The 14,487-nt window shown below is 59.4% G+C and carries 15 protein-coding genes, 1 tRNA gene and 1 pseudogene; 7 read left to right on the forward strand and 10 right to left on the reverse strand.

Annotated features, from left to right (window positions below; translation table 11 throughout):
* Window positions 1-110: pseudogene (locus ACWNRM_RS03485) on the forward strand (IS630 family transposase); the annotation flags it as partial.
* 216 nt (window positions 111-326) lie between these two features.
* Here the strand turns inward: ACWNRM_RS03485 and ACWNRM_RS03490 are convergent.
* The 8 genes from ACWNRM_RS03490 to hisB all read right to left on the reverse strand — a co-directional run bounded on the left by ACWNRM_RS03490 (window position 327) and on the right by hisB (window position 5,032).
* Window positions 327-402: transfer RNA gene (locus ACWNRM_RS03490), tRNA-Glu, on the reverse strand.
* A gap of 57 nt (window positions 403-459) precedes the next feature.
* The gene (locus ACWNRM_RS03495; RefSeq protein WP_485169679.1) at window positions 460-837 is read right to left on the reverse strand and encodes an HIT domain-containing protein; all 378 of its coding nucleotides are present in this window, start codon (window positions 835-837) and stop codon (window positions 460-462) included.
* Between the two features lie 3 nt (window positions 838-840).
* Window positions 841-1,323, reverse strand: coding sequence for a phosphoribosyl-ATP diphosphatase (locus ACWNRM_RS03500; protein ID WP_485169678.1), 483 nt, complete (start codon window positions 1,321-1,323; stop codon window positions 841-843).
* A 38-nt stretch (window positions 1,324-1,361) separates the two neighbouring features.
* A complete protein-coding gene (hisF, locus tag ACWNRM_RS03505) occupies window positions 1,362-2,123 on the reverse strand; it encodes an imidazole glycerol phosphate synthase subunit HisF (RefSeq protein WP_485169677.1) in 762 nt (253 codons plus the stop codon).
* Window positions 2,111-3,466, reverse strand: a complete 1,356-nt coding sequence (hisA, locus tag ACWNRM_RS03510; RefSeq protein WP_485169690.1) for a 1-(5-phosphoribosyl)-5-[(5-phosphoribosylamino)methylideneamino]imidazole-4-carboxamide isomerase — start codon at window positions 3,464-3,466, stop codon at window positions 2,111-2,113. Before hisA ends, hisF begins: the two co-directional genes overlap by 13 nt.
* Window positions 3,454-4,095, reverse strand: coding sequence for an imidazole glycerol phosphate synthase subunit HisH (hisH, locus tag ACWNRM_RS03515; RefSeq protein ID WP_485169676.1), 642 nt, complete (start codon window positions 4,093-4,095; stop codon window positions 3,454-3,456). Before hisH ends, hisA begins: the two co-directional genes overlap by 13 nt.
* Window positions 4,092-4,439 carry a hypothetical protein gene (locus ACWNRM_RS03520; RefSeq protein ID WP_485169675.1) on the reverse strand — a complete coding sequence of 116 codons (348 nt, stop codon included), beginning with the start codon at window positions 4,437-4,439 and terminating at the stop codon, window positions 4,092-4,094. The genes hisH and ACWNRM_RS03520 overlap by 4 nt, the downstream gene beginning before the upstream one ends.
* Window positions 4,436-5,032 carry an imidazoleglycerol-phosphate dehydratase HisB gene (gene hisB, locus ACWNRM_RS03525; protein WP_485169674.1) on the reverse strand — a complete coding sequence of 199 codons (597 nt, stop codon included), beginning with the start codon at window positions 5,030-5,032 and terminating at the stop codon, window positions 4,436-4,438. Before hisB ends, ACWNRM_RS03520 begins: the two co-directional genes overlap by 4 nt.
* A 78-nt stretch (window positions 5,033-5,110) precedes the next feature.
* Here hisB and ACWNRM_RS03530 point away from each other — a divergent pair, with 78 nt between their 5' ends.
* Together ACWNRM_RS03530 and ubiM are read left to right on the forward strand one after the other, a co-directional pair.
* Window positions 5,111-5,719, forward strand: coding sequence for a nitroreductase family protein (locus ACWNRM_RS03530; protein WP_485169673.1), 609 nt, complete (start codon window positions 5,111-5,113; stop codon window positions 5,717-5,719).
* Window positions 5,716-6,954, forward strand: coding sequence for a 5-demethoxyubiquinol-8 5-hydroxylase UbiM (ubiM, locus tag ACWNRM_RS03535; RefSeq protein WP_485169672.1), 1,239 nt, complete (start codon window positions 5,716-5,718; stop codon window positions 6,952-6,954). The genes ACWNRM_RS03530 and ubiM overlap by 4 nt, the downstream gene beginning before the upstream one ends.
* A gap of 96 nt (window positions 6,955-7,050) precedes the next feature.
* Here the strand turns inward: ubiM and ACWNRM_RS03540 are convergent, their stop codons facing one another.
* A complete protein-coding gene (locus tag ACWNRM_RS03540) occupies window positions 7,051-9,417 on the reverse strand; it encodes a mechanosensitive ion channel domain-containing protein (protein ID WP_485169671.1) in 2,367 nt (788 codons plus the stop codon).
* A 90-nt stretch (window positions 9,418-9,507) separates the two neighbouring features.
* Window positions 9,508-10,581, reverse strand: a complete 1,074-nt coding sequence (locus tag ACWNRM_RS03545; protein WP_485169670.1) for a quinone-dependent dihydroorotate dehydrogenase — start codon at window positions 10,579-10,581, stop codon at window positions 9,508-9,510.
* Window positions 10,582-10,846: 265 nt separating this feature from the next.
* Here ACWNRM_RS03545 and ACWNRM_RS03550 point away from each other — a divergent pair, with 265 nt between their 5' ends.
* From ACWNRM_RS03550 to ACWNRM_RS03565, 4 genes are all read left to right on the forward strand, one after another.
* On the forward strand, window positions 10,847-11,095 hold the full coding sequence (locus ACWNRM_RS03550; protein WP_485169669.1) for a hypothetical protein: 249 nt from the start codon (window positions 10,847-10,849) through the stop codon (window positions 11,093-11,095).
* A 317-nt stretch (window positions 11,096-11,412) separates the two neighbouring features.
* Entirely contained in the window at window positions 11,413-13,284 is a 1,872-nt protein-coding gene (thiC, locus tag ACWNRM_RS03555) for a phosphomethylpyrimidine synthase ThiC (protein WP_485169668.1), read from the forward strand.
* Between the two features lie 292 nt (window positions 13,285-13,576).
* The gene (locus tag ACWNRM_RS03560; RefSeq protein WP_485169667.1) at window positions 13,577-13,906 is read left to right on the forward strand and encodes a DMT family transporter; all 330 of its coding nucleotides are present in this window, start codon (window positions 13,577-13,579) and stop codon (window positions 13,904-13,906) included.
* Window positions 13,907-13,996: 90 nt separating this feature from the next.
* Window positions 13,997-14,473, forward strand: a complete 477-nt coding sequence (locus tag ACWNRM_RS03565; RefSeq protein ID WP_485169666.1) for a hypothetical protein — start codon at window positions 13,997-13,999, stop codon at window positions 14,471-14,473.
* Window positions 14,474-14,487: the final 14 nt, after the last annotated feature.

Here is a 14,487-nt window from a genome sequence, read left to right on the forward strand (position 1 = left end):
CCGAACGCACCCGAGACGGGCTTTGGAACAGGATCGGCAAACTCATCGATCAGGTCGCGCCCGCAGAATGCGCCAACTTCTTCACCGCCGCTGGATACAAGCCAGATTGAGAGGAAAACGCTCTAGCTGAGGCCGGGTGCTCAACACACCAGATTGCCGCCATCACAGGCCATGCAAGCCTGTCTGAAGTACAGCGCTACACCAAGGCCGTAGACCAAAAGCGCATCGCGAAAGAAGCTATGGAAAGAATGACAAGTGTCAAACCGATCTGAAAAAGTGTCAAACTTTCTCAGAAATGGCAGTTTTCTGCGGCTGTCACTTGTGATTGGCGTCCCATAGGGGATTCGAACCCCTGTTGCCGCCGTGAGAGGGCGGTGTCCTAGGCCTCTAGACGAATGGGACGAGGCGAGGTGCGTTCTATGATACCGAACGGAACCCCGCAAGAGGAAAAATGCAAATCTAGCGAACTAATTTCGCGCTGAGCTTTTCGCCGGCCAAAAGATGGACATGATAATGCGGCACTTCCTGCCCTGCATCGCCGCCGGCATTGCTGATCAATCGATAGCCCGTCTCGGTGACATCAAGGGCTTCAGCGACTTTCGAGATCGCTCGTGCAAAACCGGCGATCTCCGCAACGGATGCATGCAGGCCGAAATCCCCTGCACTGACATAGTGCCCCTTAGGGATAATCAATGCATGCACGGGGGCTTGTGGCGCGATATCCGGGAAAGCGAGGGCAAAGTCATCTTCGTAGATGGGCTTGACCGGAATCTCTCCACGCAAGATCTTCGCGAAGATGTTTTGCGGGTCGTATGGAAGGCGCAAGTCAACAGCCATCGGTCAGACTCCTGGCTCGACGGGGCGCGAGGCCTTTTCCTCAACACCGCTCATGGCTTCCCGGCGGCGTAACTCCTGCCATACGTCATGCGGTGTGACGCCAGCGTCCACCCACATCACAATGAGATGGTAGAGCACATCCGCACTTTCACTGACGAGCTCTGATGGTTTCCCAGCAACCGCCTCGATAAGACACTCGACCGCCTCTTCCCCAAACTTCTGGGCAATCTTCTTGCGCCCACGCGAGAGAAGTCGCGCCGAATGGCTCAATGATGGATCGGTACCTCGACGGGATTCAACAGTTGCGAACAGACGATCGAGAACCTGCGCATCAATCGGGCTCAGATCAGCTTCAGGCTTTTTGACGGCGTTCTTCTTGCCCTGCGCTTTCTTCGTGCTCGCACTCTTGGGCGCAGCGTTCTTGACGCCCTTCTTTCCGGCGCCTCCTTCAGTCTTGCGGGTCGTCCGTTTAGTGGCAAGCGCCATGATCGTCATCCGTTTGAAAACGAGGTGAAAGGAATGCGTTAGTTGGCTGGCCTCACAGGCAGTCCCGCAGCTTCAAGCGCTGCCTTGACCCCCGCAATACCGAATGTGCCAAAATGGAAAACGCTGGCCGCCAGAAGGCCACTCGCCCCGGCCCTGGCACCTTCCACGAAGTGCTCGAGCTCTCCCACACCACCGGAGGCGACGACCGGAATGGTGATCTTGCCGCAAACCTCACGCAGAAGGTCTAGGTCGAAACCCTTGCCTGTTCCATCGCGGTCCATGCTTGTGAGCAATATCTCGCCCGCACCCCGCGCCTGTGCCTCCTGCGCCCAGGCGACCGCATCGATCTCGGTCGGTTCCCGGCCGCCCTTGGTATAAACTTCCCAACCGCCCTTGCCATTGGAACGCGCATCAATTGCGACCACGACACATTGACTACCGAACCGGTTGGCTGACTCATTAATCAGGTCCGGGTTCACGACTGCGGCCGAATTCACGGCACATTTGTCAGCGCCGGCAAGGAGCAGTTTGCGCATATCCTCGGGCGCACGCACACCACCGCCGACAGTCAGGGGCAAAAAGACACGCTCGGCGGTGCGACGGACCACATCGTAGATCGTGTCGCGGTTCTCGACGCTCGCCGTAATGTCCAGGAAAGTCAGCTCATCGGCCCCTGCCGCGTCATAGACGACGGCCTGCTCCACCGGGTCCCCCGCATCGCGCAGCGATACAAAATTGACCCCCTTGACCACGCGACCATCCTTGACGTCGAGGCAGGGGATAACCCTCAGCTTGAGCATGCTGCCCCCTCGACAATGCTGAGCGCCTCTTTGAGCGATATACGCCCGTCATAGAGCGCGCGCCCTACGATCACCCCCTCAAGCCCAGCAACCTCCTGAGCAATCGCACGAAAATCACGCAGATGCTGCGCCGAACCAACGCCGCCGCTGGCAATGACAGGAATGGACAATACACGTGCCAGATCAGCCGTCTGTTCCAGATCCAGCCCTTCAAGCATGCCGTCGCGTGTGATCTCAGTGAAGATCACGGCAGCCACGCCGGCATCCTGCATGCGCAGGGCGAGGTCACGGGCATTGAGCTCGGAGACTTCGGCCCAACCTTCGGTCGCAACACGACCCTGACGCGCATCGATGCCCGCGACAATCCGCCCTGGGAAAGCCTTGCAGGCCTCACGCACGAGTTCGGGGTTCTTCACTGCAACCGAACCAAGAATGACCCGGTCCAGACCGGCTTCCAGCCAACGCGTGATGCCCGCCATATCGCGAATGCCACCACCAAGCTGCACCGGCAGATCGGTCGCAGCGATAATCGCCTCTACCGCGGCACCATTTGCCGATTTCCCGGCGAAGGCCCCATTGAGATCGACCACATGCAGTCGCGAACATCCGGCTTCGGCGAAAGAACGCGCCTGTGCGGCAGGGTTATCGGAATAAACGGTAGCTTCGTCCATCTCACCGCGTCGGAGGCGTACGCAGGCGCCGTCCTTCAGATCGATGGCCGGATAGAGGGTAAGGGCGCGATGGGGGGTGCTGTCCGTACTGGCCACGATATGATCCTTCCCGGAATATTTCTTGTGTCTCGCGCCACCACTTTCGGGAGAGAGGGGCAGGGTCATGAAGACACCCCGTACCACCCCGTCGTGATTGCGGGCATAAAAGGGGTGCGTGCCCCAGGGCTCGAAACCGAGCGAGCGGAACATGGACAACGCGGAGGCCTGTGTCTCCGGAACCTCACAGTTCAGCACGCGGCAGCCCAGCGCTCTGGCGGCCGCAATCACGGCATCGGCCAGAACATAACCCAGCCCACGACCGCGCATATAGGGTGCCACGAAATAACCCCTGATCTGCGCCGTCTGGGCTTGTGCCTCGTTATTGCGTGAAGGCCGCACAAGCTGGGCGCAGCCCTGTATCTGCCCCGTTTCATCGCGCACGACGAAAAACCGGGTTTCCGGCACGAGCAGCAGCCCGCTGAAATAGCGCTCGAGCACGGCCCGCCCGGGCGGCGTAAGCCAGCCCAGACCACCCCCGTCAATGATCGCCGCCGTCGTGATCTCGCACAGGGCGGCCATGTCACTGTCATCGATGCGCGACAGGCGCTCGGCAATGCGGGTCACGGCATCCAGCTCAGAAAGTTCGCCATGATTGTCAATCCGGTCTTCTGGCTCTTCTCAACATGGAATTGAGTGCCACACCGGTTATCCCGCGCAACGATTGCCGGCACGGCCCCGCCATAACTTGCTGTAGCGACGATGTCAGCAGGATTCCACTCTGTCAGAGCGTAGGAGTGTACGAAATAACCGTGATCGCCCTGTTCCAGCCCCGCAGTCAGCCTGTGCGCGCCGGGTTCGAACTCCAGAACGTTCCAGCCCATGTGAGGCAGGCAGAGCCCCGCCGCAAGCGCGAACTCCATCTTCGCGATACTGCCCTCTATCCAGCCGAGCCCCGGCGTGCGTCCGTGCTCAAGGCCCCATTCTGCCATAAGCTGCATGCCCACACAGATGCCCAGAAAAGGTGTGCCGCGATCCGTCGCCTCAACCAGCGCTTCACGAAGGCCACCACGCAGCCCGGAGGCGCAATGAGCAAACGCCCCCTGTCCGGGCAGGATGATATGATCAGCCTTCAGAACCGTCTCAGGATCGGCCGTTATCTGCACCTCGGCGTCCAGTCCGCGTTCCGCAACGACGTGGCGCGCCGTTTGTGCCGCTGAGGCCAGATTTCCACCATCATAATCGATGACTACAACGCGTCTCATAAGGCAGCGCGATCCTTGTCCATCAGCCTGAGGCGAGCTTCATCAGCCGAGCGCCCCATCCAGAGCCCGTTGCTGGCATAGCCCTTGAGCCGGGCATCCCAACCGATCACTTCAGCCCCGAACACGGCCAACACGACGTTGAATGCCCATGAAAGCAGCAGCCCGGCACCCCCGCTGTAACGCAAGAGAACCACGCTGATCAGCGCCGTCAGGGCGAAGGCAATCCAGCGTCCTTTGACGAGCAACGCCAGAGGACCGAAGAGAAGCAGGGACCAGTGGAAACCCTGCTTGACCATAAGCGGCGCCGCATTGCCATCGGCGCGATAGGCAAGATAGTCGTTCACAAGACCCCCTTCGTCGATGGAATCATGCCAAGTGCTCGCGGATCATGCGCGACCGCCATTCGCAGGGCGCGGGCAAATGCCTTGAAGCCGCTTTCTGCAATATGATGAGCGTTGCGCCCGGCCTTGCAGGTCACATGCAGCGCAATCGACGATGCCATGGCGAAGGCGCGATAGAATTCCTCGAACAAATCCGTATCCATCTCGCCGATACGCTCGCGCTCGAACGTCACGTTCCAGGCGAGATAGGGCCGGCCCGAGATATCCACGACCACCTCGCAAAGCGCCTCATCCAGCGGTACCAGCGCGTGTCCGAAACGGGTAATGCCCTTCTTTTCACCCAGCGCCTGGGCAAAGGCCTTGCCGAGGGCGATGCCGATATCCTCAACGGTGTGATGGCCATCTACATGGAGGTCACCGTGACAGCGCACATCGAGGTCGAATCCGCCATGCTTGGCAAGCGCGGTCAACATATGGTCGAAAAAACCTATGCCGCTATCGAGTTCGGCCTGCCCGCTGCCATCAAGATTGATCGCAACGGAGATATCGGTCTCACCGGTCTTGCGGTGGATGCGGGACTGTCGGGCGTCTGTCATGTTTCCTTCCATAAACTATTCGTCGCGAATACGCGATGGCCTCTTGGCGACCACGCGGGAACTTGCCATCTATCCCGTATGAGCAGCTCTCCCGCATCATCCCCCGCCCTTGATGTCCTGCTATCCAGGGCCTCGACCGATCATCTGAGTGCGCCCGCTCCCGACAAGGAGCAGATCGCCCGCATTCTCTCTGCCGGGCTGCGAGCGCCGGATCATGGGAAGATGCGGCCCTGGCGATACATCGTGATCAAGGGCAAGCATCGCGCGGAATTTGCCGAGCAGGTCGTCAAGGCCATGAGCGCCGCCGATCCAGAGGTCCCGCAGAAGAAGATCGACAAGCGCCGCCAGCGTTTCGGTGAGATGCCCATGACCATAGCCCTTGTCATGGACATCGACTCCCGAGGCAAGATCCCCGTCTCGGAGCAGGAACTGTCGGTCGGCGCAGGGGCCATGAACGTGCTGAATGCGCTTCATGCCGAGGGTTTTGGCGGTTTCTGGGTATCGAGCGACTTTGCCGAGCAGCCCTGTTTCCGTGAGGCCCTGGGCCTTCGGGATTCCCAGCGCCTCGCCGGGTTCCTTTTTGTGGGGACGCCGGACAAACCTGTTCATGGTAGCAAACGCCCCGACATTGCCGATTATATGGCCTTCTGGAAGGGCGAACCTGTCAGCTTCGAGGCCGACAAGTGACGCGCACAGGCTCAACGCTCGGTTTTGATATCACGATTGCCGGGGCTGGGCCGGCAGGGCTGGCCTGCGCGCTTTCTCTTGCCGAGAGTGGCTGGCGCGTCGGCGTTATCGATCCGGCACCCGATGCGGCCCTCAGCGCGCCTTCGTTCGATGGTCGTGAGATCGCCCTGACACATCACTCGCGCAGTTGGCTGCAGACGCATGATATCTGGCGTCACATCCCGTCCGAGTGCGTCTCGCCCCTGAAAACTGCCCGTATTGAAACCGGCCAGGAAGCCCCGGATCATCCCTCGGGGGCTTTGCTGTTTCGGGCCCCGGCAGGGCAGGACCTCGGCGACGCGACTGATGCGCTGGGTTATCTTGTTCCCAACCACCTGATCCGCACTGCGCTGCATCGCGCGGTTCAGGAGCAGGGCAAGGTATCGATCCTGTCGGGCCGCTCTGTGGCCAGAAGCTCCGGCACCAGCAATGTCGCGACGGTCTTGCTCGATGATGGCAGGCTCGTCGAGAGTGCTCTTCTGGTCGCAGCGGATGGACGGTTCTCACGTATCAGACAGTCTCGCGGAATTGGCGCAATCGTGCATGATTTCGGCAAGGTCATCATGGTCTGCCGCATGCGCCACTCCGAGCCGCATGACGGCGTGGCGCTGCAGTGGTTCGATGAAGGGCAGACAATTGCGCTCTTGCCGGTGGCAGATGACGATAAGCCCGGTCATTTGTCATCACTCGTGCTGACACTTGACCCTGCCGAGATCGCAGCGCTGAAGCAGCTTGATAAAGGTGCCTTTGATGAGGACATCACGCGCAGGACACAGGGTCGACTGGGCCCGATGAGTCTTGAAAGTGCGCGCTGTACCTATCCCCTCAAGACCGTCTTCGCCCATCGCTTTCAGGCCCCGCGCCTTGCCTTGATCGGCGATGCCGCTGTGGGCATGCATCCGATTACCGCCCACGGCTTCAATCTTGGGCTCAAAGGCCAGAGTATCCTGAATGAGGAAATCGGCTCGGGTGATGCCGATCCGGGCGCTGCCGATGTGCTCCGACGCTTCGAGCGCCGTCATCGCCGTGCCACGGCACCCTTGTTTGCCGCGACGAATGGTATTGCTTCACTTTACACCCATGACGCCAAACCTGTTCTGGCATTGCGCCGGGCGGGGCTGGCGCTTGCCGAGCGTCTGACACCATTCAAATCGCTCGTCACAGATTTTTTGATGGACCGTGACCACGCAGCCTGAGCCGTTGCCTGCAAAAAACAGGGTGGGAGATGAAACAAGGGGGCGGGAGATTGATCTCCCGCCCCCTCTTCCAATTCAGAGCCGAACGCTGTGACGTCAGGCTGGCTTGCCGAGTTCGACCCCGGCTTCCTGCAACACCCGGTAAGCATCCAGCATGATGGCATTGGTGACACCCCCAACATCGCGCACCGAGGCGACTTTTGCGGAAAGCGCGAGCGTTATACCCGTATCGGTAATCGCCGAGATGGCCACGCCGGGCGCGGGGTTCTGCAGGATATCCTCACGTCGGGTCATCATGTCCATCAACGCTGCCTGAGCCTTTGTCGCATCGGCACGCGGAGAAATCGTGACGGTTGCGGAAGCGGCGCTCAGCGCAGTGCCGAGCGTCGCATTGCGAACGGCGGAGGTGATGAACTGCGAGTTCGGGACAATCATGGTCGATCCGTCGCCCAGCCCGATTTCGGTCGAACGAACACTGATGCGTTTGACATCCCCCTTGATCGAGCCGAGTTCAATCAAGTCACCAACGCGGATCGGCCGTTCCGCCAAAAGGATCACACCTGAGACGAAATTCTGCACAATGGCCTGCAGGCCAAAGCCGATACCGACAGACAGGGCGCTCACGACCCAGGTCAGATTTTTGACCGTCACACCGGCTTCCGAAAGGACCATCAGGAAAACCGCGATCCAAGCAACATATTTGAAGATATTGAGAATGGACGTGCGAGCACCAATATCGAGATTGGTGGTCGGAAAAAGTCGTGATTCAAGCCACTGGCTGAAGGCGCCTATGGCGTAATAAGACGCGACGAGAATGACCAGACAAATTACCGCGGTGTTCAGCGAGAACTGTACGCCGTTAATGGTTTGGCCGACGAAAAGTCCCCGGACATTATCTGCAATCACCGGCACATCGAGCTTGCCCTGCGACAGGCAGACTGCGACGAAAATGATGATCAGACCGATATTCACGGCACCGGAGAAAATCACGCCAAACTGGGCAACCCGGTTGGAATGCACCCCGAGACGTGAAAGGCGTCGGGATATGACCGATCCCACAGAAAAGGTGCGGGCCGTGAATTCTTTTACCGCAATCGAGAGGAGAAGCAGGGACAGCAGGCTGACCGAAAGCGTCAACGCCCAGATTGCCACTGCGAACGCGAAGGCCAGGTAGCCCAAGGCGATAGCAGCCCAACTGACGAGAAGCACCAACCAGGCCATGCCATAAAACGCAGGCGCCATCCGGGCATCCGTACGCCCCGTCAGCTTGCGGCACAGCCCAACAAAGAGAAGGCTCACGACGATGGTGAACAGGGCTTCAACCAGGCGCCGGGCCGTGGTCGGGAACGCGTTTTCCTCTCCGACGATAAGAAAGAGTGTCTGCAGAAGCACGAGCACCGCAGCACCCCAGTCCACACCCCACAAGGCGCGCGTCACGTGCTGCGAAACACCGTCGACTGCTGTAGCGCGGCTGAGCGCAGGCAGACCAGCCCCGAGGATAAAGCCGCAAAGGGGCATGATACCAGCAAGACCGGCCACAAAAAGTGGACTACGCCCGCCCCCTAGAGAGAGGACACCCGAGGTGATCTCCCAAAGCACGAACATGAGAAGTCCGCAGGCGAGCCCGCTTAACGCGACTGGAATGAAGGACTGGTGGTTTTCCGGAAGTGGCTCACCGGTGAAACGCTGGGCGATGTTGCTTTCGGCACTACGAAATAGCCGATAGATCGGGCGTGAGAGCAGGGCGGTCAGGACAAAGACCCCGACAAGGGCGCCAAGCATCCAGGGCCAGTTATAAAGCACCCCGGCATAACCATTATTGAGCGGCGGTGCGAAAGTCAGTTTGAGTTCCGGCCCCTCATCGCGCAGATCACGCCAGAACGAGAGAGTGAGCGGAGAAGCGATACGTTCGGACAGGAGCGCTTGTTGGCTCACGCTGCCTCGACGCTGAACCTCCAGCTGTACCTGCTTGGCCTGCAGCCCCAATAGCTTGCCCTGAGTAACAGTGGATTTGATATCCTGCAGCACGGATTGCAGATGCGCGCGCTGCGCAACGATCGCCTGGCTTTCACCATCCGCCTTCGCGCCGATGATCTCAAGGTAGCTCTGATAGACTGTCTGATAGGATGTCGCCTGCGTTTGGATGGACTGGGCGACAGTCGCGATACCGTCAATCTGGTCGGATAGATCCGAGAGTGTCTCGCTTCCAAGCACAATATCAGTACGGTTGAGTTGACCGTATATATATTTCAGCCGTCCCTGCGCCGTCGTAATTTGTCGGTTGAGTGTGGCGGATACGGTCGTCCAGCCATAGCCGTCAGCGACTGAGGGAACCAGCGGCGACGCTGCCGGCGCATTATCCCCCGGTGCTGCCTGAGCCGCAAAAGCCGATACCGAAAGGGCAAAGACAAGGAAGAGCCCATGAAGGATTTGCAGGGCCGACCGCCTTTTCAGAGCAGACATCTCGATGATCGCCTCCAGTGTTTGTTCAGAATGATAAGGATGCAAACGGTTGGGGTGGCATTACGTTCGCATCCAGAGTTCACCGGCGGTTCAGCGTCCCGATGACTTCAGATCGCCGACCGATTCAAAACCTTCACGGGAGAGCTCGCGCAGCAGCTCTTCCTTGATGCGCTGCACCAGATAGGGCCCGTGATAGATCAGGGCGCTATAGACCTGCACCATATCGGCACCAGCCCGCAGGCGCTCGAAAACGTCGAAACCGCTTTCGACGCCGCCGCAAGAGATGACCGCGACACGCCCCCTAACGAGCGGCACAATCCGGTGAAGCATCCGCAACGCCAGCTGTGCCAGAGGACGGCCCGACAATCCGCCGGTTTCATGCGCAAAAGCCGAGCGCAGGGAAGGGGGGCGACTGATGGTTGTGTTATTCACGATGATACCCGCAGCCCCGCCCTCGATAGCCGCCTCGACAATTTCCGGCAGCGCATCAGGGTCGAGATCAGGCGCCAGCTTGATAACGAGGGGCGGGTGCTCGGCATTATGGCGCTTCACGGCATTGAGGATGTCAAGGAGCGTGCCTGCGCTCTGCAGATCACGCAGTCCCGGCGTATTGGGCGATGAAAGATTGATGGTGATGTAATCAGCCAGGGGAGCGACGCGCGAGACGAGATAAGGATAATCTTCCAGAGGGCGTGCACCGAGCTTGTTGATGCCCAGATTGGCCCCGACCGGCACTGCGCGAAGCGCGGCCTTACGCCCAGCCTGAAGCGAGCGGAACCGTTCAAGCCGCTGAACAAAGGCGTCGATACCATCGCCGTTGAACCCCATACGGTTGATGATCGCCTGGTCTTCCGTCAGACGGAAAAGGCGCGGCTTGGGGTTTCCCTCCTGCGGGCGCGGCGTCACGGTCCCACATTCGACATGACCAAAACCCATGCGGGCCAAAGCAAGCGGGGCGCGGGCATTCTTGTCAAACCCCGCTGCAAGGCCGATCGGATTGGGAAAACGCAGACCCATACAGCGAGTACTCAGCGCTGGCACATCCTTTGCGACGCTGGGCCCAAGCCCCAGAGCAAGCGCCTCAATGGCGGCCTCGTGTGCCGTCTCCGGGTCAAGGCCGTGGAACATCCGGGTTGAAAGTGTGGATAGAAACGCGCGCGCCATGACATATCCTGCAGGTAATTTCTGTGGGCCTCTCTATAACGTGGTGACCGGGTGGGTCGACCCCTTTCCAAGTCGATTTGCAAAACCTGATGTCACCACCCGACCTGTTTCCTGCCGTGGCGCACTATCCTGACAAGGGTTCTGCTCACTGCCCGAAAACGAGTAAAACGCGACACTGACATGCGATGGACCGTGGAAAGGCCGGGCACGACCTGTTATGCGAAGCGCCACGCTACGCACTCGGGCGCAATATGGAGACAGCATCATGTGGGATGAACCCTATCTCGAAACGTGCTGTCGCTCGACGCTGCATCGTGTACTGCTCTGCGAGGGCATAGGACGTCCGCAGGATTTGCGCGACCAGCCCTGTCTGGAACGCCTGCAGGCAATGGGCTTTGTGACTCTCGGCGACGACGGACGCTTTCACATCACGCCAGCGGGCATGAATCGCCATGATCAGGAAATAGGACAGCTCAAGCCAATGAGCGCCCGAGCTTCCCATGTGCGCGCCTGACAGGCCACGCAAGGGCTATCAACCCACCCCAACAATCTTGCAGGGGCGTAATCCTGCGTCGTTAATTCGATTGACAGTACGCGCCTAACCACGCCATGATCGCGTCCATACCAGGGGGGGCCTCGACAAGAGGCTGAGAGGCTGATGGCGGGATTTCCGCAGCGCAGCGACCCTTTCGCCCCGGCATGTGGGCGAAGAACCTGATCCGGTTCGTACCGGCGTAGGGATTGGTGTGAGCGGCCCGGTCCCCCTACACGCGACTTCCGTTCACTCTGCTCTTGCGCTGTCGGACATAACTCCACGCCGCAAGGGGAGACATGATGGACGACTCAACGCTTCATTCCACCAAGATCAATACGCTTGATCGCGCGCCCGCGCATGGCACGGTAACAACCGGCCCGATCTCGGGCTCGCGCAAGATTGTTTCCAGCCCGGCTGACCGGCCCGATATCACGGTGCCGTTTCGCGAGATCGATCTCGAATCCACCGCGAACGAGCCCGCGGTAAGGGTTTACGACACATCCGGCCCCTATACCGCCCCCGGCTATCATGCCGATGTATCCCTCGGCCTGCCCCGACTGCGCGACCATTGGCTGTCGCGCCGTAGCCTCATGAAAGTGACCGAGACCCGCGCGATCAAGCCCGAGGATAACGGTTTCGCCAAGGGCGATCATGCCGTGCCCCAATGCCCGGCCCCCCACGGCGTTCTGTGTGGGCAGGATGGCCACCCCGTGACCCAATACGAGTTTGCTCGTGCAGGGATCATCACGGAAGAGATGATTTTCGTCGCCCATCGTGAAAATCTCGGGCGCGCCGAAATGGTCGAGGGAGCCGAAGCACGTCGCGCAGATGGAGAGGATTTCGGGGCTGAAATTCCGAGCTTCATCACCCCGGAATTCGTGCGCTCGGAAATCGCAGCCGGTCGCGCAATCATCCCTGCCAATATCAATCATCCCGAACTTGAGCCCATGATCATCGGGCGCAACTTTCTGGTGAAGATCAACGCCAATATCGGCAATTCGGCTGTGACATCTTCCGCCGCCGAGGAAGTTGAAAAACTGGTCTGGTCCATCCGCTGGGGCGCCGATACGGTGATGGATCTCTCAACCGGTCGCAACATCCACAATATCCGCGACTGGATCTTGCGCAATTCGCCCGTGCCGATCGGCACCGTGCCGCTGTATCAGGCGCTTGAGAAAGTGGGCGGCGTCGCGGAAGACCTGACCTGGGAAATCTATCGCGACACCCTGATCGAGCAGGCGGAGCAGGGGGTGGATTACTTCACCATCCATGCAGGCGTCCGCATCGCCCATGTGCCGCTGACTGCGCAACGTACCACAGGTATCGTCTCACGCGGCGGGTCGATCATGGCCGCATGGTGCCTCGCGCATCATCGTGAAAATTTCCTGTACGAGCATTTCGACGAGATCTGCGACATCATGCGTCGCTACGACATCTCGTTTTCGCTGGGTGACGGGCTACGCCCCGGTTCGATCGCTGATGCGAATGACGCAGCCCAGTTTGCCGAGCTGGAAACGCTCGGCGAGCTCGCCCGTATCGCATGGGCGAAGGGCTGTCAGGTCATGATTGAAGGGCCGGGCCATGTGCCCATGCACAAGATCAAAGTCAACATGACCAAGCAGCTGCGCGAATGCGGCGAAGCCCCTTTCTATACGCTTGGTCCGCTCACCACCGATATTGCCCCCGGCTATGACCACATCACCTCAGGCATCGGCGCGGCGATGATCGGTTGGTATGGTTGCGCCATGCTCTGTTACGTCACGCCAAAGGAGCATCTCGGGCTGCCGGACCGATCTGATGTGAAGGTGGGAGTGATCACCTACAAGATCGCTGCCCATGCCGCTGACCTTGCAAAAGGGCATCCAGCCGCGCAGATTCGTGATGATGCCATCTCGCGTGCACGCTTCGAGTTCCGGTGGCAGGACCAGTTCAATCTGGCGCTCGATCCGGATACGGCCCGGTCCTATCATGACGAGACCTTACCAAAGGAAGCGCATAAGACTGCCCATTTCTGTTCGATGTGCGGGCCCAAATTCTGCTCAATGAAGATCAGTCATGACATCCGACGCAATGCCGAACGCGAGCAAGGTATGGAAGACATGAAAGAGAGCTTCAAGGCGCATGGTGGCAAGCTCTATCTGAGAACGGACGAGGTCGAACCGGCCTGACACGCTGGCCTCGGTGGCCCCGACCAAGGCCGCCGAACAACCCCCGAGCTCGGTCGTTCTACATGTCAAAGGGCTAGGGAGAATGGGGCAGGGGACGTCGGGTCGGGAGCCGCCATCCTGAGAGAAGCATCCCATCGACAGGTGATTTTTTTTGCCAATACCCAGGCTGGGTCATCGCGATCTGTAAACTCCTAGGGTGCAGGCCCGGCATAGCTGCCCGGGGGAATACGGACGACGTGACACTCCAATCGGGTTGCGATAAGGAAAACCCGGTTTAAGGGTCCGGGGTCTCATGACATATCTTTATCTTCTGATCGCCATCTGCTCGGAGGTGTTCGCCACCACGATGCTCAAGATGTCGGACAACTTCACGCGCGCCGTGCCCGGCATGCTGAGTGTTCTGGGTTATGTCATCTCGTTTTATGCACTATCCTTCACCCTGCGTACCATGCCAACCGGTATTGCCTATGCCATATGGTCCGGTGTCGGTATCGTGCTCATTTCCGCCATCAGCTGGATCAAGTTCCGGCAAGCCCTCGACACGCCTGCCCTGATCGGGCTCTCCCTCATCCTCGTTGGGGTTGTTGTCGTTAACGTGTTTTCGCGCTCGGTTGGACACTGACAGGCGACCCCGGTGAAAATTCACTGAGATGCACGCATTTAATTGACGATTAGCATGGCAAGTTCATATGCGGATAAGATGAAGGTGCCCATGGTTGACCCGCATATTCTCGACGTTCTCGTGGCCCGGCATGCCGCCACCGCCAAGCCTGTATCACCTGTCGTGACGGCCAGGCAAAAAAGTAACAAGAAACGTCAGAACACCTCAGACAAAGGGCGAGCGAAGGGCGGAGCCGCGAAACCCGCGAAAAGCCTCCCGGTGGTATCGCCATCTAAGGCCGTCTTGTCGGACGAGGCGCTGCGGCGTGACCTCGCTCACGCCACTATACGCTGCATTACCTTCTATTCTCTCGGTCAACCATCAGATCTGGTCGCGCAAAGCGCTGCATTTCTAGAGGCGCTCTCGAGATTATGGGCGCTCAGAGGCATTGACGTGGACGCCGTGTGGCGCGAGATCGATCATCGTGTGCAGCTCGGGAACCTGCTCAATCAGATCAATCGTGAAATTCCCGCCAGCGCCGAAACGACCCGAAAATATTGGCGACCATCTTCCACCAAACTTCCCTGACCGGATCTGTTTCA

Source organism: Asaia sp. A2, assembly GCF_057319415.1.

Excerpts from the sequence above, each read along its gene's own strand:
- ACWNRM_RS03495 (WP_485169679.1), bottom strand. The coding sequence starts at position 837 with ATGGCTGTTGACTTGCGCCTTCCATACGACCCGCAAAACATCTTCGCG.
- ACWNRM_RS03500 (WP_485169678.1), bottom strand. The coding sequence starts at position 1,323 with ATGGCGCTTGCCACTAAACGGACGACCCGCAAGACTGAAGGAGGCGCC.
- hisF (WP_485169677.1), bottom strand. The coding sequence starts at position 2,123 with ATGCTCAAGCTGAGGGTTATCCCCTGCCTCGACGTCAAGGATGGTCGC.
- hisH (WP_485169676.1), bottom strand. The coding sequence starts at position 4,095 with ATGAGACGCGTTGTAGTCATCGATTATGATGGTGGAAATCTGGCCTCA.
- hisB (WP_485169674.1), bottom strand. The coding sequence starts at position 5,032 with ATGACAGACGCCCGACAGTCCCGCATCCACCGCAAGACCGGTGAGACC.
- ACWNRM_RS03530 (WP_485169673.1), top strand. The coding sequence starts at position 5,111 with ATGAGCAGCTCTCCCGCATCATCCCCCGCCCTTGATGTCCTGCTATCC.
- ACWNRM_RS03540 (WP_485169671.1), bottom strand. The coding sequence starts at position 9,417 with ATGTCTGCTCTGAAAAGGCGGTCGGCCCTGCAAATCCTTCATGGGCTC.
- ACWNRM_RS03545 (WP_485169670.1), bottom strand. The coding sequence starts at position 10,581 with ATGGCGCGCGCGTTTCTATCCACACTTTCAACCCGGATGTTCCACGGC.
- ACWNRM_RS03550 (WP_485169669.1), top strand. The coding sequence starts at position 10,847 with ATGTGGGATGAACCCTATCTCGAAACGTGCTGTCGCTCGACGCTGCAT.
- thiC (WP_485169668.1), top strand. The coding sequence starts at position 11,413 with ATGATGGACGACTCAACGCTTCATTCCACCAAGATCAATACGCTTGAT.
- ACWNRM_RS03560 (WP_485169667.1), top strand. The coding sequence starts at position 13,577 with ATGACATATCTTTATCTTCTGATCGCCATCTGCTCGGAGGTGTTCGCC.
- ACWNRM_RS03565 (WP_485169666.1), top strand. The coding sequence starts at position 13,997 with ATGGTTGACCCGCATATTCTCGACGTTCTCGTGGCCCGGCATGCCGCC.